The following is a 23,795-nucleotide window of genomic DNA, read 5'->3' as shown; positions in this document are numbered from 1 at the left end:
CTGGCTACGAGATCGAACGGATGACGCGCGCCGGGTTTCCGACGGCGACCACGTTGGCCGGCACATCCTTGGTCACCACAGAGCCAGCGCCGATAACGCTGTTGTCGCCGATCGTCACACCGGGAAGCACGATCGCTCCCCCGCCAAGCCAGACGTTGTCGCCGATGACAATGGGCAGCGCCGCTTCGAGCTTGTCGCGGCGAGGCTGGGGCGCAAGCGGATGCGTTGGCGTGAGCAGTTGCACGTTCGGGCCGATCTGGCAGTCCCGACCGATCGTGATCGGAGAGACATCGAGCGCGGTGAAGTTGTAGTTGATGAAGGTGCCGGCGCCGATCGTGATGTAGCTGCCGTAGTCAACGAACAGCGGCGGCTTGATCTCGACATCGGCCCCCAGACTGCCGATCAGATCGGCCAGGATCGGCCGCGCGGCGACAGGGTCCTCGGCGTAAACGGCCAGGTACCGGTTGGCTAGCCGTACAGCGCGCTGCGCCTCAGCGATGCTGACGGGGTCGTCGGCGACGTAGAGGTCGCCCGCCAGCATCCGCTCACGATTCGTACGCGGATCACCGGCGAAGTAGTCAGTTTTCTCTGTCATGCGTACGCATCGTACACACGCACGTGGGGAACGTATCGAGCCCGAATCGGCAGCACGAATCAGCACCGCGAATCAGCACGAGGAATTAGCAGCACGAATCGGCAGTACGAATCAGTGGAACGCAGCGGCACAGGCAGCACGCGCGAACGTAGGCTGTTCGCATGGACGAACGACGCAGCATCCCGTCACTGGTCGCACCGGGTGCGCCGCTGTCCGTTGACCGCGAAGAGCGGTATTCCCGCACGCAGATGCTGCCCGGATTCGGACCAGCAGCCCAGCAGCGCCTCCGTGCCGCGCGTGTGCTCGTCGTTGGCGCAGGCGGGCTCGGCAGCGCGGTGCTTCCCGGCCTCGCCGCCGCGGGCTTCGGCACGATCGGGGTCATCGACGATGACCGCGTTGAGGCGAGCAACCTGCCGCGCCAGATCATCCACACTCCGGCAGATCTTGGCCGGCCCAAGGTGGCGTCCGCGGCCGAGACAATCAGTGCACTGGATGCCGACACCACCGTGATCACCTTCGACACGCGGCTCGACGCGGCCAACGCCCTCGCGATCGTCGCCGACTTCGACCTCATCATTGACGGAAGTGACAACTTTCCGACCCGCTATCTCACCAATGACGCGGCCGCACTCACCGGTTTGCCCGTGGTGTGGGGCGCGGTGCACCAGTTCGGCGGGCAGGCCGGTGTGAGCTGGGCCGCTCATGCACCGCAGTACAGGGACCTCTTCCCCGAGCCGCCGGCGCCTGGCACGGTGCCGAGCTGCGCAGAGGCCGGGGTGCTGCCCTCGGTCTGCGCCGTCATTGGCGGCATCCTGGTCTCAGAGGCCATCAAACTCGTAACAGGCGTCGGCGAACCCCTTCTCGGCCGGGTCACGACCTACGACAGCCTGCGCGGCACATTCCGCGAGGTCGCATACTCACGGGATCCGCTCGCCGCCCCCATCGCCGCGCTGATCGACTACGACGCGTTCTGCGGCATCACGCCCAGCGAGGACTCTGGCGTTGCTTCCGGCGTCGCATTCGGCGTGGCATCCGCTCACACACAGAGCGCCATCAGCGCACCCGACCTGCAGGCGCGGCTCAGGCGCGGCGATTCAATCACCCTGATCGACGTGCGCGAGCCGTGGGAAGCGCAGCTGGCCATCATCGATGGCGCAGCGCTCGTGCCACTCGGCGAGCTCGAGCAAGACGTCTTCGACGATCCAGCCGGCGTCGCAACGGCCCTCCAGGGCGCCACGGTCATCGTGTACTGCCACCACGGACCGCGCGCGGAGCGAGCCCAGCAGATTCTCGTGCAGGCCGGGCTGCCGCAGACGATGACCCTGACCGGCGGAATCGATGTCTGGGCGAGGGACATCGACCAGAATCTCGCGCGCTACTGACCGGCACCGATACCGAAATAGCGGCCCCGAACGCGCAATACTGAGTCCATGACCACCGTTGACGATCACGCCCGCCTGGTCGAGCGGATGCTGGCGCCTCGCCTGGCCGGCCTCGGCACGGAGTCCGTCCTCTTGCGTGACGCCCTCGGGCGGGTCGCCGCGGAAGACGTGCACTCCGCTGTCGACCTGCCGCTGTTTCGCAATTCTCAGATGGACGGCTTTGCGGTTCGTGCGGCCGACGTCGCCACCGTGCCGGTCACCCTCAGCGTCAGCGACGAGGTGCCGGCTGGCCCTGGGGTGCCGAATGCTTTGCTGCCGGGCGCCGCCGCACGCATCATGACGGGAGCACCGATCCCGGCGGGCGCCGATGCCATCGTCCCTGTGGAAGACACCCGGGCCGCCGAGGCAGGCCAGTTCAGCGAGGCAGACCAGAACAACGGGCCAGGCCAGTCCAGCGAGCCAGGCCAGTCCAGCGATTCAACCCAGGCCCCTTCGCCCCGCATCACCATCACCCGACCGCGAGCGGCCGGCGAGTTCGTCCGCGAACGCGGCAGCGACTTGCGGGCCGGTGAACAGCTCGTGCCCGCTGGCACGCTCCTGGCTCCCCGGCACCTTGCCGCCCTGGCCGCTGCCGGAATCGACAGCGTGCTGGTCCGCCACAAACTGCGGGTCGCGGTCATCACCACCGGCGCAGAACTCGTCGGCGACGGCGCAGAGCCCGCCCCAGGCCAGATATTCGACGCCAACCAGACGGCTCTGGTCGCCGCCGTCTCCGAGGCCGGCGCCGTTGTCTCATACGCGGCACGAAGCACCGACGACCCTGCCGCGTTTCGTCGCATCCTCGATGACGCGGTCGCCGCATCCGACCTGGTGCTCACCTCAGGCGGCATCTCGATGGGGGCCTATGAAGTCGTGCGTGACGTGCTCGAGCCGCTCGGCGCATCCGTTGGACACGTCGACATGCAGCCGGGCGGCCCGCAGGCAACGACCGTGCTCAACGGCGTTCCCGTGATCTCGTTTCCCGGCAATCCCGTCAGCACGCAGGTCTCATTCGTCGTGTTCGTGCGGCCGCTGCTGCACCGCGCAGCTGGGCGGCCGGTCGATCAGCTGGCCTCCTTCCGCCTCGCGAAACCCATCGTGTCCATCGCAGGCAAGCGGCAATTTCTCCGCGGCGTCATCATCGATGACGTGCTCGTCGAACAGGTTGCAGGGGCGAGCTCGCACCTGGTCGCGGCGATGGCGAGAGCTGGTGTCCTCATCGAGATCCCCGACAGCGTTACGAGCCTGGATGCCGGTGCCGACGTGAGAGTGTGGGCCTTGTAAATGAGCAAGCCTGAGCGAGCCCGAGTGAGTGGCATCCGCGTGGCACCGAGTGAGTGGACATCATGAGTGAACTGACGCACATCGACGGCGACGGCCGCGCCCGCATGGTCGACGTGAGTGACAAGGCCGAGACGACGCGGATTGCCCTCGCGCGCGGCCGGTTCGTCACCACGCGGGAGGTCGTCGACCTGGTGCGCGCGGACGGCCTGCCCAAGGCCGATGTGCTCGCCACCGCCCGCATCGCGGGAATCACCGGCGGCAAGAAGACCTCAGACCTCATCCCGCTGTGCCATCCGCTGCCCCTCTCGTCGCTCGTTGTGGACTTCGAACTGGGTGAATCGACCATCGAGATCGCCGCGACAGCCAAGACCACCGGCCGCACGGGCGTCGAGATGGAAGCGCTGACCGCCGTCGCGATCGCCGGGCTCACCCTGCACGACATGGTCAAGGCGGTCGACCCAGCAGCCATGCTCACCGACATCCGCCTGGAGGAGAAGAGCGGCGGCAAGCGCGGGCAGTGGCAGCGCGCGAATGCCATGGCTGAGCGCGAGGCCCAGGCGCGGGCGTCGGCGTCGGTGCAGGCGCAGGACGACGACACACAGAGCACGCCTGCCGCGCAGCCAGCCCAGCCGCACTCGCGCAGCGCCCGCGTGATCGTCGCATCCACCCGTGGCGCAGCCGGCGAACGCCCGGATACCACCGGCCCGGTGATCGCCGCGTGGCTGGCCGAGCGTGGCTTCGACACCGCACCGGCGCTTGTCGTAGCAGATGCCGACATCGAGACAGCACTGTCGGCCGCCGTCCGTGCGCAGCCGGCCGTCATCCTGACCACCGGCGGCACGGGCGTCTCATCCACCGACGCCACCCCGGAGGCGACCGCGCCTCTCCTCGACCGACTGTTGCCCGGCGTCGCGGAGGCACTGCGCGCTCGGGGACTCGACTCCACACCGATGGCAGCCCTCAGCCGTGGACTTGCCGGCGTTGCCGGACGCACCGTGATCGTGAACCTCCCCGGCTCACCCAGCGGCGTCACCGATGGCCTCGCCGTTCTGTCCAATCTGCTCCCGCACCTTGTCGACCAGGTCTCCGGCTCGGCCCAGCACGTCTCCGACCCGGCCCCGCACGTCTCCGACTCCGCCCAGCACACAGGCACCCAGCACATGGGAACGCAGCACGCGGGAACCGACCACACCGAGGAGGCCCCGCATGCCTGACGTTTTCGCTCAGATCTCACGCGAGCCGCTCCACCAGGCCGTGGCCGACACCTTCGTCACCACACCAGAGAACGGTGCGCTCGTCACCTTCCAGGGCATCGTGCGCAACCATGACGACGACCGCTCGGTCACGGCTCTCGACTACCAGGCGCACCCGGACGCCGAGCGGTTCCTGCTCGACTGCTGCACCGAGATCGCCACAGAGTTCGGACTCCGCGTGGCCGCCATGCACCGCGTTGGCCCGCTCCACATCGGTGATGTCGCCTTGGTTGCCGCCGTCGCCGCTCCACATCGTGCAGAGGCGTTCGCCGCCTGCGCCGAGCTCGTCGAGCGGATCAAGGCCCAGGTGCCTATCTGGAAACGACAGCACTTCACCGACGGACAGTCAGAATGGGTTGCGCTCTAACCCCAAAGAAAGTTCGCCTGCAACCGCAAACAGTGTCCTAGCATGTGCTTTATGCCGCAGATACGGATAAAGGATGCCGCACGTTACCTCGGAGTTAGCGATGACACCGTGAGGCGCTGGGTCGATTCAGGCCTGCTGGAGAGCTCTCAGAATGACGCCGGTCGCACCGTCGTCGACGGACTCTCCCTCGCGCATCTGGCCAAGAAGAACGCCACACTTCCTGACGACCCGTCAACGGTTGGCCGTTCGGCGCGCAACCAGTTCGTCGGCCTGGTCACCGCCATCACGATGGACACCGTCATGGCGCAGGTTGAGCTGCAGTGCGGTCCGCATCGGGTCGTGTCACTCATGAGCAGCGAGGCCGTGCGGGAACTCGGCCTCGAACTCGGCAGCGTCGCAATCGCCGTGGTCAAGGCAACGACGGTCATCGTCGAAACCCCCACCGGAAAGACACTGTCATGATGCCAACGTCTCTCGCGCCATCCGGACGGCGACTCCGCGCCCTCGGCGCAGTGATCCTGGCCGGCGCGCTCCTCGTGGGCGCAAGCGCGTGCGCGGCAGATCCCGGCGACGCCGCCGCCGATGCAGGTGCGCCCCACAGCGCCACGCCCTCCAGCTCCGCCGCGTCGCTCAGCGGCACCCTCACCGTTTTCGCGGCGGCATCCCTCACCGCGACCTTCACGATTCTGGGTGAGGCGTTCGAAGAAGCCAACCCCGGCACGCACGTCACATTCAGCTTCGCGGGTTCCTCCGACCTCGTCACCCAGCTCGTCGAAGGGGCACCCGCCGACGTGTTTGCGTCTGCCGATACAGCGAACATGGCCAAGGTCATCGACGCCGCACTAATCGACGGCACTCCAGTGAATTTCGCCACCAACGTGCTCACCATTGCCGTGCCCCCTGGCAATCCGGCGAAGATCACCAGCTTCGCCGACCTCGCAGCGCCCGGCGTGAAGACCGTCATCTGTGCGCCCCAGGTTCCGTGTGGCGCCGCGACCGTGAAGATCGAGACCGCCACCGGCGTCACGCTCACCCCTGTCAGCGAAGAATCGTCGGTGTCAGGGGTGCTCGGCAAGGTGACGTCCGGTGAAGCGGATGCCGGCCTCGTCTACATCACCGACGTCGCCTCTGCAGGCGCCAGCGTTGACTCCGTCGATCTCCCCGAGGCGTCGACGGCAGTCAACTCCTACCCGATCGTCTCACTGGCCGGCGCTGTCGATAGCGACCTTGCTACCGCCTTCGTGGACTTCGTCACTAGCCCTGCCGGGCGCTCGGTTCTCGCCGCGGCGGGCTTCGGCGCTCCCTGAGGGCCCTGACACATGACCGCACTGCTCAGCACTCCAAGAACCGTTCCGCGCTGGATCATGGGCGTCGCGGTTGTTGGCGCTCTCTTCGTGCTGCTCCCCCTGGTGGCTCTGGTCACCCGCGTTGACTGGACCCAGTTCATCCCCCTGATCACGTCTGAGTCATCCGTTGCCGCGTTGCAGCTCAGCCTGCGCACGTCGCTCGTCGCGACAGCGCTCTGCATCGTGTTCGGCGTGCCGATGGCGGTGGTGCTCGCTCGCACCGTGTTCCCCGGCCAGCGCATCGTGCGCTCTCTCGCACTGCTCCCCCTTGTGCTGCCGCCCGTGGTCAGCGGTCTGGCGCTGTTGTACCTGTTCGGGCGGCGCGGCCTGCTCGGCGGGGCGTTCGAGGTGCTCGGCATCCAGATCGCCTTCTCAACGACAGCGGTGATCCTTGCGCAGACCTTCGTCGCGCTGCCGTTCCTGGTGCTCAGCCTCGAAAGCGCGCTCCGCACCGCTGGCACCCGCTACGAGGCGGTCGCGGCCACGCTCGGCGCGCGCCCGACCACCGTACTTCGACGAGTGACATTGCCCCTGGTCATGCCCTCCCTCGTGTCGGGGGCCGTGCTGTCGTTTGCCAGGGCGCTGGGCGAGTTCGGCGCCACCCTCACCTTCGCGGGCAGCTTGCAAGGCGTCACGCGCACACTGCCGCTCGAGATCTACCTGCAACGAGAGACCGATCCGGATGCCGCTGTCGCGCTTTCCCTGGTGCTCGTTGTGGTGGCCCTGGTCGTCGTGGTCGTTGCCCACGGCGCGACCGAGCCCGGCAGGTCTCGACTCTCGGGTACGTCGGGTGCGTCGGGTACGCCGAATGCGTCAGGTGCATCAGCACGAACAGGCCCTCTGTCATGAGCCTCTCCTTCAACGCCAGCCTCGCCGCTCGCGGGTTCGACATGTCCCTCACGATCCAGCCCGGCGAAACGCTCGCCGTGCTCGGGCCGAACGGAGCAGGCAAGTCCACGCTTCTCGGACTCATCGCCGGGTTGCTCAGGCCCGATTCGGGACGAGCCGACCTCAACGGCACCGTTCTCTTCGACCAGAAGGCGGGAGCGAGCAGCTGGCTGGCCCCGCACAAACGCGGAGTTGCCCTGCTCGCCCAGGAGCCGCTGCTCTTTCCGCATCTCTCCGTGCACGCCAACGTCGCTTTCGGACCACGTAGCGCAGGCCAGTCCCGCGCTGCCACGGCCGTGAGCGCAGATCGGTGGCTGAGGGAGACCGACAGTCTGGAGTTCGCCGACCGGCGTCCGCACGAACTCTCCGGCGGGCAGGCGCAGCGCGTTGCCATCGCCAGGGCACTCGCCGCGGAGCCGAGCCTGCTGCTCCTCGACGAACCGTTCGCGGCGCTCGATGTCACGGCCACTGTGACACTGCGACGGATGCTGCGCCAGGTCACCGCTTCCCGCACCACGATCATCGTCACTCACGACGCGCTCGACGCGTTCCTGCTGGCCGACCGTGTCATCGTGTTGAACGACGGTGCCATCGTCGAGGAGGGGCGCACTCGCGATGTCCTCGAACGGCCGAAGCAAGCGTTCACGGCGGAGCTGGTCGGCTTGACCTTGCTCACGGGTCGGCGCACCGCTCAAGGTCTTGTCACCGCTGCCGGCGTGGAGATCGCCGCGGCCGCTGGCACCACCGGAGCGCTGGGAGAGCCGGTGGCGGCTGCGCTGCGGCCGACCGCTGTACGGGTGTCGCGGCCGCAACCTGCGAGGTTGAATCCCCCGGTAGCGCTCCAGCCCGCACCGACACTACAGCCGACAACGTTCCCGCCCTCAATACAGCCACGGGTTGCTGCGGAGCGGGTACCCGAGCATCAGGCCAGCGATGAGCATCTGCAGGATCTCCTGAGCAATACGATCATCGGCACGGTGCATGATCTTGAGCCGCGCGGCGACCTCATCCGGGTGCGCACGGAGTGGCTGTCCGCTGACCTGGAACCGAGCCGTGTTGCCGACCTCGACCTGGCACCGGGAGTGCCGATCACGCTCAGCTTCTCACCCGAAGACGTGGAGCTCTACCCCGCAGGTTGAGGTACCGCGACTATCCGCAGCCCAGCCTGCGCCGCGCCGCCCGATGTCACGTCAGGAGGCGTTTTTGCGTCACACCCATGTCCCGCGCCACCCGCACGCGGCGTGTCACATTTCCTCCTCCTGAACCCACCTCCCCGGCGGTCGAGGAGCGAGCGCCAGCGAGCGTCTCGAGACCTCTCAGCCGGCGCCAGACAGGCTCCTCAACAGGCCACCCGTCGCGACAGCTATCCACAGCCAAATATCCAGATCAGAACCTGTTTCCGGCCAGTAAGAATGTCAGTGGTGCCGAGGATAATTCAGGGCATGAACCCCCTCATGAAACAACTCGGCAGAGAAGTCGAGGAGGCCGCCCGATTACATCGGAGCCTCGCGACGATCGCCGCGGCAGAGGCCATCGCGATCGACCGGGCCCGCCTGACCAGCGAGTCCATGACCACCGCCCCGGTCACCGTGCCCCAGGCGGAACAGGCCTGGGCGAACGAACGCCTGCTCGTCACCGAACTGGCCTGCGCGCTCCGAGTGCCAGAACGCACCATGGAAACGACGATCGCCGTCAGCAAGATCCTCGTGCACCAACTGCCCACCACCCTGGCCGTGCTGCAGGCCGGGGACATCAGCTACCGGCACGCCACCACCCTCGTCGACCAGAGCATCGGGCTGTCCCCGGAGAACACGGCTGCCCTTGAGGCGGCGGTGTTGCCGGATGCGGGTCGGCTCACCGTGGCGAAGTTCGCCCAGAAGACCCGAAAGGTGCGAGAGCGGCTCGATGCGGAGTCGGTCACGGCCCGGCATGAGCGCAGTGTCGCGGATCGGGCGGTGTTCTTCGAACCCGCCAAGGACGGCATGTGCTGGGTCAGCGCGTTCCTTCCGGCAGCGAAAGGGCAGGCGATCGTGAACCGGGTCACGAACTTCGCGATGAGCCTGCAGGGTTCGGATGAGTCCCGCACGCTGACGCAGTTGAAGGCGGATGTATTCGTTGACCTGGTCCTCGACGCCGGCAACGGCAACGGTGGCGGCAGCCGCGGCATCAAAGCCGATGTCGTCATCCTGGTACCGGCCCTGACGCTCCTCGGTCGCAGCGACGAACCCGCCGTGTTGGAAGGCTACGGGCCGATCGACCTCGACACCGCGAAAGAACTCGTCGGCGACGCGACGAGCTTCCTACGCATCCTCACCCACCCCGAGACAGGAGCGTTCCTGTCCGTGGGGCGGGATCGCTACCGGCCACCCGCCGGCCTCCGCACGGTGTTGCAGCTACGGGACGGCACCTGCCGGTTCCCCGGCTGCAACCGGGCGGCCAGGCAGAGCGATTTCGATCACACGGTGCCGTTCACGGAGAACGGTCAGCAGGGTGAGACAAGGCTGACGAATATGGCCTGCCTCTGCGCGAAGAACCACCGCGACAAACACGAAATCGGCTGGCAGGTCAGCCAGGCAGACGACGGAATCCTGCACTGGACATCACCAACCGGTAACAAGTACGACACCGAACCTGAGAACGAGATCGGGCCAACCGCTCTGCCTACGGTTTCGGTCTCGGCGCCGATCCTGGTTCCGGTTCCGGTTCCGGTTCCAGTTCCGGTTCCAGTTCCGGTCCCGGTTCCGGCCCTGGTCTCGGTTGAACCGGACACCAGCCTCCCGCCGTTCTAGGTGCTCGGCCGGTTTCCCGTCAAAAAACGTGCGCTACCGAGCGACGGTCGCCGCCGCACGCGGCCCTCGCACGAGGTGCGGCTGCTTCTTGAACTGGCCGGTGACGACCAACAAGCCGATTGCGACGGCCATCACGATCCACGCAACCAAGCCGAGGGGTCCGAGCACGACAGGGTCAGCGTTCGAATTCACGGCAATGACCAGCGCCAAGAATCCGGCGGCAGCGTTGAATGCACCGTGCGCGAACACGGCTGGCCAGATGGAGGCCGTACGCAGGCGCAACCACCCGAGCAGCACGCCGTAGAAAATGCACCCTGTGATCATCATGGCGACACCCAGAAGATTCGGCTGGCTGAAGTTGTACCCAAGCAAAATCAGCGGGCTGTGCCAGATACCCCAAAGCGCTCCCGTTATCACGAGGGCTGGCCAGGTTCCGAGCGGCAGCAGGCTCGGCAACAGCCAGCCTCGCCAACCGATCTCCTCGCCCAGTGCGAACAACCCATTGAAGACCGCGGCGATTGGCACCAGGAGGAGCTGCAGCAGTACCACTGTCCCCACCGAGACGGAGAGCGGGTCTGCGCTCACGGCACCCAACGATGCCGCGAACCCGGAGAACTCAACGAGATCAAGCTGGACGAGGCCGAGTGCTCCAGCCAGGAACACGGCCGCTACGACTATAAGGATGCTCCCGAAAATGCCGACCACAGTCATCCCGATGGTGCGACCGGCCGGTCGCAACGGCCACAGCCCAAGATATTCGGCGGTGGGCCGCGGCCGCGGCTTCTGCACGAAAAAGACGACAACGAGCGTAGCCAGGAGCGGTGTGAACATCATGGCCGGCAGCAGCAGTCCGGCCAGCGGGTTACTGAGCCCGTCTCCGGAGACCCAAAGGGGTAGCACGACCAGCCAAGCCAACCCACATGCGAGAATCGCGAAGACGATGACGGCTCGCCACGGCACGCGAGTCGGCCACTCGAGTGCGCCCGTTGGTGAATCGTCCAGGGCGAAGTCCTGTGACGCAGCGGTGGGGGGCGTTGCCCTCATTGGCTACTCCTTAGTCGTGCTGGTTGGTACTGCGTGGTTGGTACTGCTGATGTGACAGGGATTGTTGGGCACGTTGTTTGCGGCTCCTGCACGCAGGAGGTCGCACGGTGTGGGCGCAGCAGACTTAGCCGCCGGCAAACGGCGGCAGCACGTCGACCGTGGCCGAAATGGCCCGGGATGGATCCCGGCAGACGACGGTATCCACGAGGAACGATCCTGAGCGCATCACGCGCGCCATTGCAGCGCCATAACGATCTTCGAGGTCAGCGCGGAGCGCGCCAAGCGTGGCATCCGTCAGCGTCAGCTGCTCCTCTTCGCGGCCGGCAGCCTCAGCGGCAGCCGCGAAATAGCGCACCCTGACAGTCGTTGATTCAGCCACCGATTGCCCCCATGCTCCGTTCCGGCGGTACGAAACCGCTGGCGTTGATTCCGTGTCCGGCTTGTTTGCCCCACATCGCTCCCCGCCAGTATCGCGCGATCTCAGCGTCATCGCCGCCGCCGCGCAGAAGCGGGCGCAGGTCGGTCTCGTCGTCACTGAACAGGCAGGAGCGCACGGTGCCCTCAGCGGTGATGCGAGTGCGGTCGCACGCCGCACAGAAAGAGCGGGTGACGGATGCGATGATCCCCACGGTTGCAGGCCCGCCATCGACCAGCCATTCCTCGGCGGGCGACGACGGATCGTCCCTGCCCACCTCAGTCAGGGCGAATCGCTCCCCGAGCACATCAAGCAGTTCCTGCGCGGGGACCATATTGTCGCGTGCCCAGTTCTGGTCGGCATCCAGCGGCATCTGTTCGATGAAACGCAGCTGACAGCCCTCGATGAGTGCCCATTCGAGCAGGTCGACGGCACCGGGAAGCGTTTCGCGCATCAGCACGGCGTTCAGTTTGAGTGGAGTGAGTCCCGCGGCGTGCGCGGCCCGGATGCCGGCCATCACAGCGGGCAGGCGATCGCGTCTGGTCAGCGATGCGAAGTGATCGCGGTCGACAGTGTCGAGCGACACATTGATCCGGGTGAGACCGGCAGCGACAAGTCCGGCGACGCGGTGGTCAAGCCCGATACCGTTGGACGTGAGCGACAGGTCGATGCCGGGGGCGGCATCCGCACACAACTGAATGATCTCGGCGAGGTCTGCGCGCATCAGGGGCTCCCCGCCGGTGAAGCGCACTTCGCGCACGCCCAGATCGTGTACGCCAATGCTCACGAGGCGGGCGATCTCGGCTGGGGTCAACAGGTCGTCGCGCGCAATCGCAGGCAACCCTTCCGCCGGCATACAGTACGTGCAGCGCAACGAGCACTTCTCAGTGAGGGAGATCCGCAGGTCACGCGCCACGCGACCAAAACGGTCAACCAGCCCCGCGGTATCCGGTCTGCCAACCATGGTGGGAGCCACACCGCCGACCACGGTTGGAGCCGCACCGGATGCCGGCGCATCACTGATGCGCTGGGTGGGCAATCCGAGGTTCACGGCGGGCACATCCTTACCCTAGACCGCACAGGTCGATACCTGCCCAGTCAATAACTGACCAGTCAATACTTGCCCAGTGAAGACCTGCCCAGCCATTACCTGTCTAGTGGTGGAACCCGGGTCGCTGACCCTCAGCCGGCATCGGGCTCGACAACGCGTCGAGGAATGCGGTCTCCTTCTCGATGTCGGCGAGAAGTTCGGCGGCAATATCCATGCTCAGTCCGTTGCGCACGACGATTCGCTGCACCGTCTGGTCGGCCAGGTTGTCGGGCAGCGGATACGCCGGAACCTGCCATCCCTTCATCCGCAGTCGGTCGGAGAGGTGGTAGAGATTCCAGTTGGCTGTATGGCCGGGCTTCAGCTGCCAGGCGAAGACCGGAATGTCGGATCCGTCGCTCCACAGCGTGAACGCGCCGATCTTCGCGACGCCGGCGGAGAGGAACAGTGCAACATCCTGCGTCTCCTTCTGGACGGCCGTGAACCCCTTCATGCCGAGCCGCAGGAAAAGGTAATACTGCAGCAGCACCTGGGCGCCGGGGCGAGAGAAGTTGAGGGCAAGCGTCGGCATGGTTCCGCCGAGATAGCTGACGTTGAAGATCAGTTCCTCAGGGAGGTACGCGCGATCACGCCACACCACCCAGCCGAGTCCCGGGTAGACCAGGCCGTATTTGTGTCCGGAGGTACTGATGGAGTGCACGCGGTCGACGCGAAAGTCCCAGAGCAGGTCTGGCTGCAGGAAGGGCGCGATCATGGCACCGGATGCCCCGTCGACATGAATCGGAATATCGAGGCCGGTCTGCTTCTGAATGGCGTCCAGCGCTGCGGCGATTTTCAGCACTGGCTCGTATACGCCCGTGTATGTGACACCCATGATGGCGACGACACCGATGGTGTTCTCGTCGACGTACCTGTCGAGCTCGAATCCGTCGAGCATCTGGTGCTCGGCGCTGACCGGCACATAGCGAGCCTCGATCTCGAAGTAGTTGCAGAACTTCTCCCAGACCACCTGCACGGCCGAACTCATCACGATGTTGGGCTTGTCCGTTGACGCTCCCGCTGCACGCCTGGCAATCTGCCAACGCCGTTTCAGGGCGAGCCCGCCCAGCATGCAGGCCTCCGACGATCCAATAGTGGATGTCCCGATCGCCGCTTCGGCGTCTGGCGCGTTCCAGAGGTTCGCGACCATGCGCCAACAGTTCTCTTCGACCGCCGCTGTCTGCGGATACTCGTCCTTGTCGATCATGTTCTTGTCGTAGGACTCTGAGTAGAGCTTGTTGGCCTGGTCGTCCATCCACGTCGTCACAAAAGTCGCGAGATTCAGGCGCGAGTTGCCGTCGAGCATCGTTTGGTCGTGCACGACCTGGTACGCCGTTTCCGGCAGCATGCCTTCAGCCTCGAGCCGGTGCCTGGACGTGATGGTGGCTTCGCCCGGCCGTGCGTACGACGGCGTTTCGTCGTCGGTTCCGAAGCCGCCGCTTCCCGTGGATGCTGTCATGATCCGTGTCCCTTCCGTGCGGGCGACGGCGCGAGGAATCGGCGAACCCCGAGCGTGACGCCGTCTGACAGCGACCCTAGTCACGCACGCGCATTCGGCCTAGGCCTGAAAAATACCGACCGTCAGATCGACTGGCGATAGCCGAAGAACTCATGGTCGTTGTTGTAGCCGCCCAGCCCTCCGCCCACCTCAGAGAAGTGCTCAACGAACTCGATGCCCTTGATCCATTTCACCATTTTGAACCCGAGCTCCACCTCGTTGCGCAGGCGAAGCGGGGCGCCGTGGCCAAAGGAAAGCGCGTCGTCGTTCATGTCGTAGGCAAGCATCGTCAGTTCATAGCTCATGTGCTCGATGGGCTGCGCGTCGTAGTAGAGGCCGCCATCCGGGCCGACCGCAAACGAATAGAAGATGACCCACTTGGCTTCTGGCTTGGGCTTGACGACATCGAGGATGGACTGCATCGAAACCCCTCCCCACTTCGCGACCCCCGACCAGCCCTGGATACAGAAGTGCTGGGTGATCTGCTCGTGGTACGGAAGTGCGCGCAGCTGTTCCAGACTGAGCTCGACAGGGTTCTCGACCAAACCGTTCACTCGCACTGTGTAGTCAGCGAAGGCCCCGGCCTCGAGCTCTTTGTATTCTTCGGTTTCGGGGTATTTGCCGTTGTGCCAAAAGTACGGGGAGATGTCTTTCTCTGTGTATTGGCCCGGTTTGGAATCGATGTGCTCAAACAGTCTCTCGAACGGCCCGATCAGGGCGGAGCCGGCCCTCTGCACCACGCGCGGATGGCGGTACGTGAATGGAGTTGCGGCTACCCAACCAACGATGACGACCACCATCGACGCTGCGAATATCCAGAACCCAACCCACGACTCGTCGTCCCGTGACGCATACATGTGGTTGAGGTTCTGCAGTGCACCTGTGGTCAGCACCAGGGCAACGTGGATGACGATGAACAGGACGAACCAGCACAGCACGAGGAAATGCAGCGAACGCGCGACCTGGATACTGAACACCGAGCTGATCGCGCGGAAGCGGGTGGACAGGGCTGGTGACATTCCGAGCCCGGTGAGCAGCGCTGCGGGAGCTGCGATGAAGACGGTCACGAAATAGGCGATCAACTGCAGACTGTTGTAGTTGACCCAGCCCGATTCCAGTGGCCAGTCCAGGGAGAGGTACTGGATCGCGACGGACAGTGAGTTCGGGATGACGTCCCAACTGAGCGGCACCAGTCGCATCCATTGCCCTGTCGTGAAAATGAGGATGTAGAAGACGATCCCGTTGAGCAGCCACAGTGTGTCGATTCCGAGGTGCCACCAGCGGGCCAGACCGATGGAGTGGCGGCGCCCGGGAAGTCCGACACCGTCGAGGAGGGTGATCGAGTCCTGCTTCGCCGTGTACAGGGGATCGGCCGGCACAGGCTTCTGCACGCGAAACCAGTCCTTGCCTGGTGTGGAGTGCCTGGTCCAATAGAACCGCGGGTGGTCGGCGATGATCGTGACCCCCGAGCGGATGATGAAGATCATCAGGAACAGGTTGAGGAAGTGCTGCCAGCCCAGCCACGCGGGGAAGCCGACCGGCGCGCCGGCCGGGAGCGGAGACGCGCCCGGATACTGCCGCATGAAGTCCTGCACGGCAGGGAGGTCACGGATGCCTCTGGCCACCGCGATACCGATGACCAGGAGGAGCAGTCCGAGCGGAATCAACCACAGCAGATTGAACCATTTATCCTGCCCAATCCTCACTCGAGGTGCGACCCCGTATTGCGCAGGGAGATGCCCGGCCCAGTCCTCGTCGACCGCTGTGTAGCGCGTGCTGTCGAGCTCGTCGCGGAAGCTTTCTGTCACCCCCGGCCCGGCGTCGGCGGCGGGAACGTGCTGATCTTTCGGGTCGTCCAGCGGCGTGTCCATGCCGCGGAGCCTAGCAACGCGTGCGCACCAGGGCTACGATCGCCCGGGCGCACGCCGCAGAACGAGCACGACTCCGGTCGTTGCTCCTTGCGCAGGCGCTGCGACCGCTCAGGCGGTCGCTATCCCCGGTCAGGCCTCGCCGTCACGGAATGCGCGTGGTGCGCCAGTAGCGATCATCCCGGCTGTGATCGGGGACGGCCTGAAGCCTTTGACGACCAGGTAGACGCCCAGCGAGAACTCCCACGCCGCGATCGGAAGCGCGGCGAGCCCTGCCAACGCTGAGGCCCGGTCGATGACGCCGAATATCGTTGCGATGAGGGCAACGAAGAGCACGCCCGCCCCGACGAATCCCAGTATCGGGAGAAACCGTGGCACAAGGCGCGACTGGTAGAGCAACGAGCCGAGCAAGAGGGCGTTCACGATCGGCATGAGACTCTGCCCGAGGAAGAACCGCTCATACTGCGCGACCAGCGATTGCCCGGTGATCAGGGCATCCGCTCCGACCCCTGCCCGCCGCAATGTCACCAGCGACAGGAGGCTGACGGCGCCGGCGAAAATGGTGCTGGCTTCCAGGATTCGTGATCCGACGAAGCCGAGGGCGACCGCCTCATTCTGCCTCTTGACCACGGGGAACAGCACCACAGCTGTGCCGATACCGGCGAGCGCCACAATGATTTCGAGAAGCGCCCCGACAACGGTAGCCGTGTCAGGGCCCGGACCGACGATGTAGTTCGGGTCGTGCACCGGAACATAGAGAAAGAGAGTCGGGATCGAGACAAAGGTGATCAGGTACAGGATGCCCGCGACAAGCGCAGTCTTTCGCAGCGAGGTCATCCGGACTTTAGCTGGCGGCGTGCGGTCGGATGCCATGATGTCTCCTTCACGGATCGCGAACGCTACTTCAGATTTTCACGACCGCGCTGTGCCGAACACTACGCCGGGTGCGAGACCAGAGACACCGGCAAAGACAACGCTCCCGTTTCGGTCAGCTTACCGGCTCGCGGTCAGGGATCGAGGCGGCAACAGCATCCGCTTCGGCCGCATCTGCGGCAACGGCGGCGGGGTTCTTGCGGCGCTTGACACTCGCGAGGGCAGCCTTGCTGAGTTCCAGCAGGATCGGGATGCCTGAAAGGAGCACGATCGCGATGATGAAGTACTCGGCGTACTCGGCGACGAAGTCGATCTGGCCCAGGAAGAATCCGACGAGAGTCAGGCCGACACCCCACAGGAAGGCGCCGACGACGTTGTACGAGACGAAGGTGAGGTAGCGCATCCGGCCCACGCCGGCAGCAACCGGCACAAAGGCACGGAACACCGGCAGGAAGCGCGCCATGATGAGCGCCTTCCCGCCGTGCTTCTCGAAGAAGGCATTGGTGCGCTCAACGTTCTCCGGGTTGAAGAATCGGCCCGATTCGCGTTTGAAGACCGCAGGGCCGGCCTTGCGTCCGATGTAGTACGCAAGCTGGTCGCCGGCAAATGCCGCGATGAAGACGACCGCTGCCGTTACCCAGATGGGAACATCCACGAACCCGGTCGCGGTGAGAAGCCCAACGGTGAACAGGAACGAGTCGCCAGGCAGGAACGACAACACGATGAAGCCGGTCTCAATGAAGATGATGCTGGCCACTCCGAGGAGCACAAACGGGCCAAACCAGCGAATAAGCGAGTCGGCGTCGAGGATTTCAAGTCCGGGAATGCTCGTGAACATAGAGAAGTGGCTTTCGTCGAGGGTGTTGGCGGCGGATCACCAGCTTTTGATTGTGGCAGGTCTCGCCTGAAAGCTCCCGGTGCGAGCGTCGCAGAGGTTCCCTGTAGCCGAACAACCGCCTAGCCTTACCGCAACATCCGACGAATGGAGAGACATGCGCGCGCTCGTGGTCTACGAAACGCTGTGGGGCAACACCGAGCAGGTAGCGCGGGCGATCGCCACCGGCTTGAGCGATGCGATGAACGTTGAAGTCGTCGACTCCGATGCTGCGCCGAAGGATGTGGACACCTACGATCTCGTGGTCGTTGGCGGGCCCACCCATGCGTTCTCAATGACGCGAGCCACTACGAGAGAGAACGCTGTCGCCCAGCAGGGGGCCCCACGCGCGCCGACGCGTGGCATCCGGGAGTGGCTCGTTGACGTGACCCCGCCCAGCAGTGCCATACCGGCAGCCACCTTCGACACCAGGGTGGACAAGCCCCGGATGCCTGGTTCTGCAGCCAAGGCCGCCAAGAAGGAGCTCAGAGAACTCGGCTTCATCATCGCCATCAAGCAGGAGTCATTCCGCGTGCACGGCTACGAGGGTCCACTCATCGACGGAGAGCGCGATCGCGCCGAGCGGTGGGGCCGCGACCTCGGCGCAATCATCGCAGGGCGATAGGCCGCACGCTGTGCTCCCCTCCCACTGCCCGCTGCGCGGCGACCGACGGAACTTTCGCCCCTGAGCGACACTCTCCGAGATTCGTAGGATCAAAAAACGCCCGCAAGTTATGAAGGAGCGACGCAATGAGTGATTTCCAGCTGCCCAACGAGGTACCGAACCTGTATGCCAGCATCGTCGTCGGGATCGACGAATCGGACGGGTCGGTGCGGGCCTTGCAGCACGCCATCGAAATCGCACAAAAATTCGGGTCAAGCGTTGAAGCGGTGTCCGTGTGGAACTTTCCGGTGTCGTATGCGCCGCTTCCCACAACCTGGCACCCAGACCGCGACGCCCAACATGCCCTGCAGGAAGTCAGCGACACAGTCCTCGGACCCGAGTGGCCAAGCTGGTACACAGCGCGGGTACTTCAGGGGTCCCCCGCCGATGTGCTGGTGGCGCGGAGCGCGACCGCCGACCTGCTGGTCGTCGGCAGTCGAGGACTGGGCGGATTTTCTGGCCTGTTGCTTGGTTCTGTCAGCTCACAGGTTGCCGAACACTCCGCGTGTCCGGTGCTGATCGTTCATCGCCCCACGAACAAGAACACGTGACGACACACCTGTAAACAGCGTCGGGGCGCTCATCTGCACGCCCGGCGACAGATGCCGTCGCACTGCCCCCATCGCACGTCCATCGCGCAGGTCAGCCACGGCCGCTGCATCAACTCGGCTATGCTCGGCACGGGAATTATCGGCTCGCCACTCCTGTCACGGGCTCACGCGGACAAAGTGGGCGATGACCGGCCATTCCTGAGTCAACAGCATGACCCATCGCACAGCATGACCCCACTGAAGTAGAGGAGTAACACGATGAGTATTGGTTTGGGAATCTTCCTGATCGCGGTCGGCGCGATCCTCACGTTCGCCGTCAATGTCTCGGTCGAATGGGTGGACCTCGACTTGATCGGGTACATCCTCATGGGTGCTGGCCTCGTCGTCGTCATCATTGGTCTGGCCCTCCTCACCCGAAAGCGACGCTCAGTTGTCACCAACCGGAGCGGCGTTGACCCGGCAACGGGCGCCCGCGTCGAGACGGCCGAGCGGAACGACACGCTCTAAAGCATGAACGCGAACGGGGAGGGCAACCGAAAGTTGCCTTCCCCGTTCGCGTTAAGCCACGAGGTGAGCCTGGCCATCCAGATCTGCCTGGCCATCCAGATCAACGGACGGATGCCGGGTCACCAGCGACGCGCGACGTCCTCCACGTGCCCGTAGACGTTGTCGAACGACACGACCTCTCCGCTCTCCAGCGTGATGTCGCCCGAGAAATGTCCGTAGCAGGTATCCGCTCTGGCCATGATGATCCAGCGATTGAACATGTTCCTGAAGTGGTGGACCGGTGTGAACGTCACGTTCACCGTCGGCCCGGTGATGCTCCAGGGTTCGAGCCAGTGTGACGGATCGTAGGTCCATTCCAGGTCGTCACTGATCTTGTGGAGCTCGCCGTCCCGCCGCAACCAGTTCTCGGTCGACCCCGTGCCATCTGTCCATTTACCGCCGAACTGGAGACCGATGTCGTGGCCGAGGCTCGAGCCACTCCCCGAGCCCCAGTTCCAGAACGTGCGATACGGCCAGCGACCGCGCCCGTGATCGTGGGTGGCACTGGTTGTGTCTGGCTCGAGCCGATATTTCACGCCGTCTATCACCATGGTGCCTTCCACTCGCAGGCAATTGTTCTTGCGCGTGTACTGGAATGTGCGCCTGCTCCACGGCACAACGACACCCATTGACTGGTGGTCCTTCGGTTCGAGCACCTGCACGTCCACCTGGATTCGCTCGGATCTCGCATGCAGGGCTGTGCCGCGACTGTTGGCGGTCAGCTCAACCACGGTACTTCCGCGTCGTCCGCGCGCAACCGATGCACCGCTCGGATCCTGCAGTCCGCCTCTGCGCGGGAGCCAACGGTTGCCTCCCTGACGTATTTCGTCGAATCTCACGCGATCCATCACCGTTACAGAGACATTCGCTCGATAGTCATGCTGCGAGATGTTGAGCGCCAGAATGTGGTCGGGCGTCGTGATCGCCCAGTACTCAAATCTTTTGTTACGCCCCCAGCCCCGCAGATTCGTGCGATGGAGTGGACGGCGGGTCCACCCCACAGCGGCGGGGTTCAGCGAACCGTCTGACAGACACAGGTCCACTGGCTCAGTGATCTCGCGCTCTCGACGAAACGGATTCGGATTCGGATTCGGATTCAATTCGGGTGAAACCACGTCGTACATCAACCTTTCGTGGCGCCTTCGGCGAGGCCCCTGATCAACCACTTCTGAACGAGCAAGGCGAACAGCACCATCGGAATGACGGTGAGGGTTCCGGCGGCTGCCAGAGCTCCCCAGTTCGCTCCGTTGTCGGTATCTGCCGCCATACCCAGGACAGCCACCGGAATCGTCGAGGCCTTCTGCCCCGTCAAAACGAGTGCGAAGAGCAGCTCTTCCCAGCCGAGAATGAGACTGAAGATGAACGTCGAGATGAGCCCGGGAACCGAAATGGGAACGATGATCCTGAAGAACGTTCCCAGCCTCGAGCATCCGTCGATCATGGCCGCCTCTTCGAGTTCTCGCGGAAGCGCAAGGAAGAAGCCACGCATCAGCCACATCACGTACGGAATCATGAAGGTGCAGTAAGCGAGGATCAGCGTGAGGTGCTGATCGAGCACACCGAGATTGCGGGCCACGATGAACAGCGGCACCGCCAGGGCGATCGACGGAACACCACGCGAGGCGAGGATCAGCACACCGATCGTGGCTGCACCTCGGATCTTCAACCGTGCCAGTGCGTACCCCGCCATCGAGCCGACCAGTAGCGAGATGATGCTCGCGCCGCCGGCAATGATGACGGTGTTGAGCATCCGCTCTGGAATATCGGCATTGGCGAGCGGCGCAAAATACTGCTGGAACGTGACGTCGAAGAAGAAGGTCGGAGGCGTGGTGAAGATGTCACGCTGCTTCTTGAGCGAGGTGAGCACCATCCAGAACACCGGGAAGAGGAACAGTGCGCACACCACGACACCGGACCAGATGTGAACTGACCGACCGATCTTCCGTCGGCGGCGCTGCGGTGCGGCTAGTGAAGCGCTCACAGGCGATCCTCCATTTTCTTGCTTACAGACAGGAATACAAAGGTGAGCGCCATGGTCAGAATGAGAACAATGACGGCCATTGCGGATGCCTCGCTGAACTTCAGTGACTGGAATGCCTGTTGGTAGATGTACAGGTTGACCACGTTGGTGGCTTGGCCTGGCCCGCCGTTCGTTGTCGTGAGCACGATGTCGAACATCTTGACCGCACCGAGCCAGCGAACGACGAAGGTGGCGGCGATGATGGGAGCGAGCAGCGGAAGCGTGACCGACCGCAGCGTCTGCCACCAGTTGGCCCCGTCAACCCTCGCCGCCTCGAAGATGTCTTTCGGCAGTCCGAGAAGTGCCGCCGACGCGATGAGTGCGACAAACGGCGTTGACCGCCACGTGTCGATTCCGACGATGCTGATCATTGCCAGTGCCGGATCTCCGAACCAATCCAACGGGGGAATACCGAACAAACCGAGGAACCAGCTGATCACGCCCCACAGCGGGTCGAGCATCATCTTCCAGATTCCGCCTGACACAACTGGTGCCACCACCATGGGGATGAGGAAGAGGGCGCGAACGACGCCGCGCCCTCTCCATGCTGCGTTCATCAGGAAAGCGATGCCGAAGCCCAACACCATCTGGAGCGGAAGCGCGAGCACCAGGTAGATGCCGGTGATCACGAGAGAGTTTCCGAAGTTCTCGTTCTCGAACACACTCGTGTAGTTGTCTACACCGACCCACTCCGACGGAGCGAAGGTGGCCAGATCCAGTTCGGAGAAACTGATCTGGATCGTATAGAACAACGGGTACGCGAGAACCGCGGCCAGAAGCAGTGTTGCGGGGGTTAAGAACGCCCACCGACTTCCGAAGTCCGCCGCTCGTGCGCGATCGGCCGAGAAGGGCCGTTTCAGCGCTCGGCGCCTTTCGCGTTCCTCCCGTCTCTGTTCGGGAGCCTTATTGCGAACGATCTGTGAACCCATGGCGCTACTTCAGCAGCTTCTTGATTTGGTCACTTGCCTTCTTCAGCGCGTCTTCCGCGCTGACCTGGCCGTTCACAGCGGCGCTGGTCTGGTCGGCGAGAATCTCCTGGATCGCGTTGGACTGTGGTGACCTCGGACGCCACATGTCGCCAGCTTCTGCCGCCACAAACCCCTCTTGAATAGCGGCGAACACGGGAACCATCCACTCCTGCTCTGGCGCGGTGGACAGGGTTGATTCACGAGCAGGGAACGAGCCGAGGTTGTTGACGGCCCAGGATTCACCCTTCTTCGAGCTCATCCACTGCAGCAATGCCCATGCCGCTTCCGGGTTTTCGCTCTTCTTCACGACGGATCCGCTCCAGATGCCGCGGTGCGTGCCGGCGGACTCGCTGCCGGCTGGCATGGTCTGGATGCCGACCTGATCTGGAGTGAGAGTCGTCACATCGGGGTCTACCGCTGCGCTCTTGAACGCACTCCCCCATGTGAAGACACTCGCGACCTTCCCTTGGCGGAAGGCGTCAAGCGGCTCGTTGTAGTTATAGTTCGTCGCGCCGGCAGGGGCGTATTCGAGCAGGTCAACCTGCGTCTGCAGCGCCTCGATGCCGGCTTTGTTGTCGAACGTGGGGTTCATTTCGTCATCGAAGAGTTCTCCACCGTTTGAGTCGAGAATCGTCTGCCAGATCGTGGGCGAGAGCGGATCGCGCGCCCACGTCATTGCGTTGGCCCACGAGTCGGTCGCGCCGTCCCCATCGGTGTCCTGCACCAACTGGGGTGCCTGCTCGATGAAGGTGTCCCACGACAGTTCTGGGGTGGGTTCGGCCACGCCGGCATCCTGGTAGAGGGTCTTGTTGTAGAACATCAGGAGAAGATTCGATCGCAGCGGAACGCCGTACTGCTTGTCATCCCACTGGCTCGCAGCCAGCGCCGCGTCGTAGAAGTCGTCCCAGTCGTAGTCCGCGTCAGTCCAGTCTGCGGCTTCGGCCTCGAGGTCGAGCAGGCCACCCGTCGCAGCAAGTTGCGGAGTCCAGGGGTCGTCGGTGATCAGGATGTCGTGCTCCGGCGATGCACCGGTCAAGTCGAGTACGCCTTTGGCCAGGAGATTTGAGTACGGAACCCCGTCGACATCAACCTTGATGTAGGGAAAATCCTTGTTGAACTCTGGGACGAGCTGGTCTTGCCACGCTTTCGCAAACGCTTCGTTTGCGAGAACTCGAATCTCGACGGGGTTCTCGGCCGTGCCGATTCCGCCGCCGTCGGTGCTGGTCGTGGTTCCGCCGCCGCTGCAGCCTACGAGCACCAGCGCGGCCGCGGTCGACATGGCGAGTGCGCCGATCGACCGGCGATACCGCCGGGGTGCCCTCATGGACGTGTGCGTCATTGCATCCTCTTCTCTGAGACGTTCATCGTGTGCGAAGTCGCCACATGACACGTGTAAGCGCTGCGTGTCCGCAACAGGGCAGCCCCAATGTTGCAACGTGGAAAC

General features: G+C 64.3%; 24 protein-coding genes. 12 read left to right on the top strand and 12 right to left on the bottom strand.

What is annotated here, in order from left to right; genetic code table 11:
* Positions 1–4 precede the first annotated feature (4 nt).
* Positions 5–595 carry a sugar O-acetyltransferase gene (locus AC25Z0_RS02835; RefSeq protein WP_488132245.1) on the bottom strand — a complete coding sequence of 197 codons (591 nt, stop codon included), beginning with the start codon at positions 593–595 and terminating at the stop codon, positions 5–7.
* Between the two features lie 161 nt (positions 596–756).
* Between AC25Z0_RS02835 and AC25Z0_RS02830 the strand changes: the two genes are divergently transcribed.
* From AC25Z0_RS02830 to AC25Z0_RS02790, 9 genes are all read left to right on the top strand, one after another.
* A complete protein-coding gene (locus AC25Z0_RS02830) occupies positions 757–1,977 on the top strand; it encodes a ThiF family adenylyltransferase (RefSeq protein WP_488132244.1) in 1,221 nt (406 codons plus the stop codon).
* A 48-nt stretch (positions 1,978–2,025) separates the two neighbouring features.
* Positions 2,026–3,300, top strand: a complete 1,275-nt coding sequence (locus AC25Z0_RS02825) for a molybdopterin molybdotransferase MoeA (RefSeq protein ID WP_488132243.1) — start codon at positions 2,026–2,028, stop codon at positions 3,298–3,300.
* 62 nt (positions 3,301–3,362) lie between these two features.
* The gene (gene moaCB, locus AC25Z0_RS02820) at positions 3,363–4,514 is read left to right on the top strand and encodes a bifunctional molybdenum cofactor biosynthesis protein MoaC/MoaB (RefSeq protein ID WP_488132242.1); all 1,152 of its coding nucleotides are present in this window, start codon (positions 3,363–3,365) and stop codon (positions 4,512–4,514) included.
* Positions 4,507–4,920 carry a molybdenum cofactor biosynthesis protein MoaE gene (locus AC25Z0_RS02815; protein WP_488118737.1) on the top strand — a complete coding sequence of 138 codons (414 nt, stop codon included), beginning with the start codon at positions 4,507–4,509 and terminating at the stop codon, positions 4,918–4,920. The genes moaCB and AC25Z0_RS02815 overlap by 8 nt, the downstream gene beginning before the upstream one ends.
* 51 nt (positions 4,921–4,971) lie before the next feature.
* Positions 4,972–5,382, top strand: coding sequence for a TOBE domain-containing protein (locus AC25Z0_RS02810; protein ID WP_488132241.1), 411 nt, complete (start codon positions 4,972–4,974; stop codon positions 5,380–5,382).
* Positions 5,379–6,227 (top strand): molybdate ABC transporter substrate-binding protein, encoded by an 849-nt coding sequence (gene modA / locus AC25Z0_RS02805; protein WP_488132240.1) that lies wholly within the window; start codon positions 5,379–5,381, stop codon positions 6,225–6,227. Before AC25Z0_RS02810 ends, modA begins: the two co-directional genes overlap by 4 nt.
* Before the next feature lie 12 nt (positions 6,228–6,239).
* Positions 6,240–7,115 carry an ABC transporter permease gene (locus tag AC25Z0_RS02800; RefSeq protein WP_488132239.1) on the top strand — a complete coding sequence of 292 codons (876 nt, stop codon included), beginning with the start codon at positions 6,240–6,242 and terminating at the stop codon, positions 7,113–7,115.
* Positions 7,112–8,293 (top strand): sulfate/molybdate ABC transporter ATP-binding protein, encoded by a 1,182-nt coding sequence (locus AC25Z0_RS02795; RefSeq protein ID WP_488132238.1) that lies wholly within the window; start codon positions 7,112–7,114, stop codon positions 8,291–8,293. Before AC25Z0_RS02800 ends, AC25Z0_RS02795 begins: the two co-directional genes overlap by 4 nt.
* A gap of 303 nt (positions 8,294–8,596) precedes the next feature.
* Entirely contained in the window at positions 8,597–9,943 is a 1,347-nt protein-coding gene (locus AC25Z0_RS02790; RefSeq protein ID WP_488132237.1) for an HNH endonuclease signature motif containing protein, read from the top strand.
* Between the two features lie 33 nt (positions 9,944–9,976).
* On the opposite strand, the gene AC25Z0_RS02785 is transcribed toward AC25Z0_RS02790, so the two are convergent.
* From AC25Z0_RS02785 to AC25Z0_RS02755, 7 genes are all read right to left on the bottom strand, one after another.
* Positions 9,977–10,987 (bottom strand): CPBP family intramembrane glutamic endopeptidase, encoded by a 1,011-nt coding sequence (locus tag AC25Z0_RS02785; RefSeq protein WP_488118731.1) that lies wholly within the window; start codon positions 10,985–10,987, stop codon positions 9,977–9,979.
* Between the two features lie 124 nt (positions 10,988–11,111).
* Positions 11,112–11,366: a MoaD/ThiS family protein gene (locus AC25Z0_RS02780; RefSeq protein WP_488118730.1), complete on the bottom strand. Its 255-nt coding sequence runs from the start codon at positions 11,364–11,366 to the stop codon at positions 11,112–11,114.
* Positions 11,359–12,462: a GTP 3',8-cyclase MoaA gene (gene moaA / locus AC25Z0_RS02775; protein WP_488132236.1), complete on the bottom strand. Its 1,104-nt coding sequence runs from the start codon at positions 12,460–12,462 to the stop codon at positions 11,359–11,361. Before moaA ends, AC25Z0_RS02780 begins: the two co-directional genes overlap by 8 nt.
* A gap of 94 nt (positions 12,463–12,556) precedes the next feature.
* The gene (gad, locus tag AC25Z0_RS02770; protein ID WP_488118728.1) at positions 12,557–13,948 is read right to left on the bottom strand and encodes a glutamate decarboxylase; all 1,392 of its coding nucleotides are present in this window, start codon (positions 13,946–13,948) and stop codon (positions 12,557–12,559) included.
* Between the two features lie 122 nt (positions 13,949–14,070).
* On the bottom strand, positions 14,071–15,858 hold the full coding sequence (locus AC25Z0_RS02765; protein WP_488118727.1) for a molybdopterin-dependent oxidoreductase: 1,788 nt from the start codon (positions 15,856–15,858) through the stop codon (positions 14,071–14,073).
* A gap of 129 nt (positions 15,859–15,987) precedes the next feature.
* On the bottom strand, positions 15,988–16,728 hold the full coding sequence (locus AC25Z0_RS02760; RefSeq protein ID WP_488118726.1) for a DUF4386 domain-containing protein: 741 nt from the start codon (positions 16,726–16,728) through the stop codon (positions 15,988–15,990).
* Between the two features lie 115 nt (positions 16,729–16,843).
* On the bottom strand, positions 16,844–17,566 hold the full coding sequence (locus AC25Z0_RS02755; protein WP_488118725.1) for a DedA family protein: 723 nt from the start codon (positions 17,564–17,566) through the stop codon (positions 16,844–16,846).
* Positions 17,567–17,720: 154 nt separating this feature from the next.
* On the opposite strand from AC25Z0_RS02755, the gene AC25Z0_RS02750 reads away from it, so the two are divergent.
* From AC25Z0_RS02750 to AC25Z0_RS02740, 3 genes are all read left to right on the top strand, one after another.
* Positions 17,721–18,227 carry a flavodoxin family protein gene (locus AC25Z0_RS02750; protein WP_488118724.1) on the top strand — a complete coding sequence of 169 codons (507 nt, stop codon included), beginning with the start codon at positions 17,721–17,723 and terminating at the stop codon, positions 18,225–18,227.
* Between the two features lie 125 nt (positions 18,228–18,352).
* Complete coding sequence (locus tag AC25Z0_RS02745) at positions 18,353–18,817, top strand: universal stress protein (RefSeq protein WP_488118723.1); 465 nt, start codon at positions 18,353–18,355, stop codon at positions 18,815–18,817.
* Positions 18,818–19,075: 258 nt separating this feature from the next.
* Complete coding sequence (locus tag AC25Z0_RS02740) at positions 19,076–19,324, top strand: DUF6458 family protein (RefSeq protein WP_488118722.1); 249 nt, start codon at positions 19,076–19,078, stop codon at positions 19,322–19,324.
* A 119-nt stretch (positions 19,325–19,443) separates the two neighbouring features.
* Here the strand turns inward: AC25Z0_RS02740 and AC25Z0_RS02735 are convergent, their stop codons facing one another.
* The 4 genes from AC25Z0_RS02735 to AC25Z0_RS02720 are packed head-to-tail and all read right to left on the bottom strand — an operon-like array spanning position 19,444 to position 23,690.
* Entirely contained in the window at positions 19,444–20,487 is a 1,044-nt protein-coding gene (locus AC25Z0_RS02735) for a DUF2804 domain-containing protein (RefSeq protein WP_488132235.1), read from the bottom strand.
* Positions 20,487–21,344, bottom strand: a complete 858-nt coding sequence (locus tag AC25Z0_RS02730) for a carbohydrate ABC transporter permease (protein WP_488118720.1) — start codon at positions 21,342–21,344, stop codon at positions 20,487–20,489. Before AC25Z0_RS02730 ends, AC25Z0_RS02735 begins: the two co-directional genes overlap by 1 nt.
* Entirely contained in the window at positions 21,341–22,312 is a 972-nt protein-coding gene (locus AC25Z0_RS02725) for a carbohydrate ABC transporter permease (RefSeq protein ID WP_488132234.1), read from the bottom strand. The genes AC25Z0_RS02730 and AC25Z0_RS02725 overlap by 4 nt, the downstream gene beginning before the upstream one ends.
* A 4-nt stretch (positions 22,313–22,316) precedes the next feature.
* Positions 22,317–23,690 carry an ABC transporter substrate-binding protein gene (locus AC25Z0_RS02720; protein ID WP_488132233.1) on the bottom strand — a complete coding sequence of 458 codons (1,374 nt, stop codon included), beginning with the start codon at positions 23,688–23,690 and terminating at the stop codon, positions 22,317–22,319.
* Between the last annotated feature and the right edge of the window lie 105 nt (positions 23,691–23,795).

This window comes from Leifsonia sp. Y862, assembly GCF_057669585.1.
This window is presented reverse-complemented; position numbering and strand designations above follow the sequence as displayed.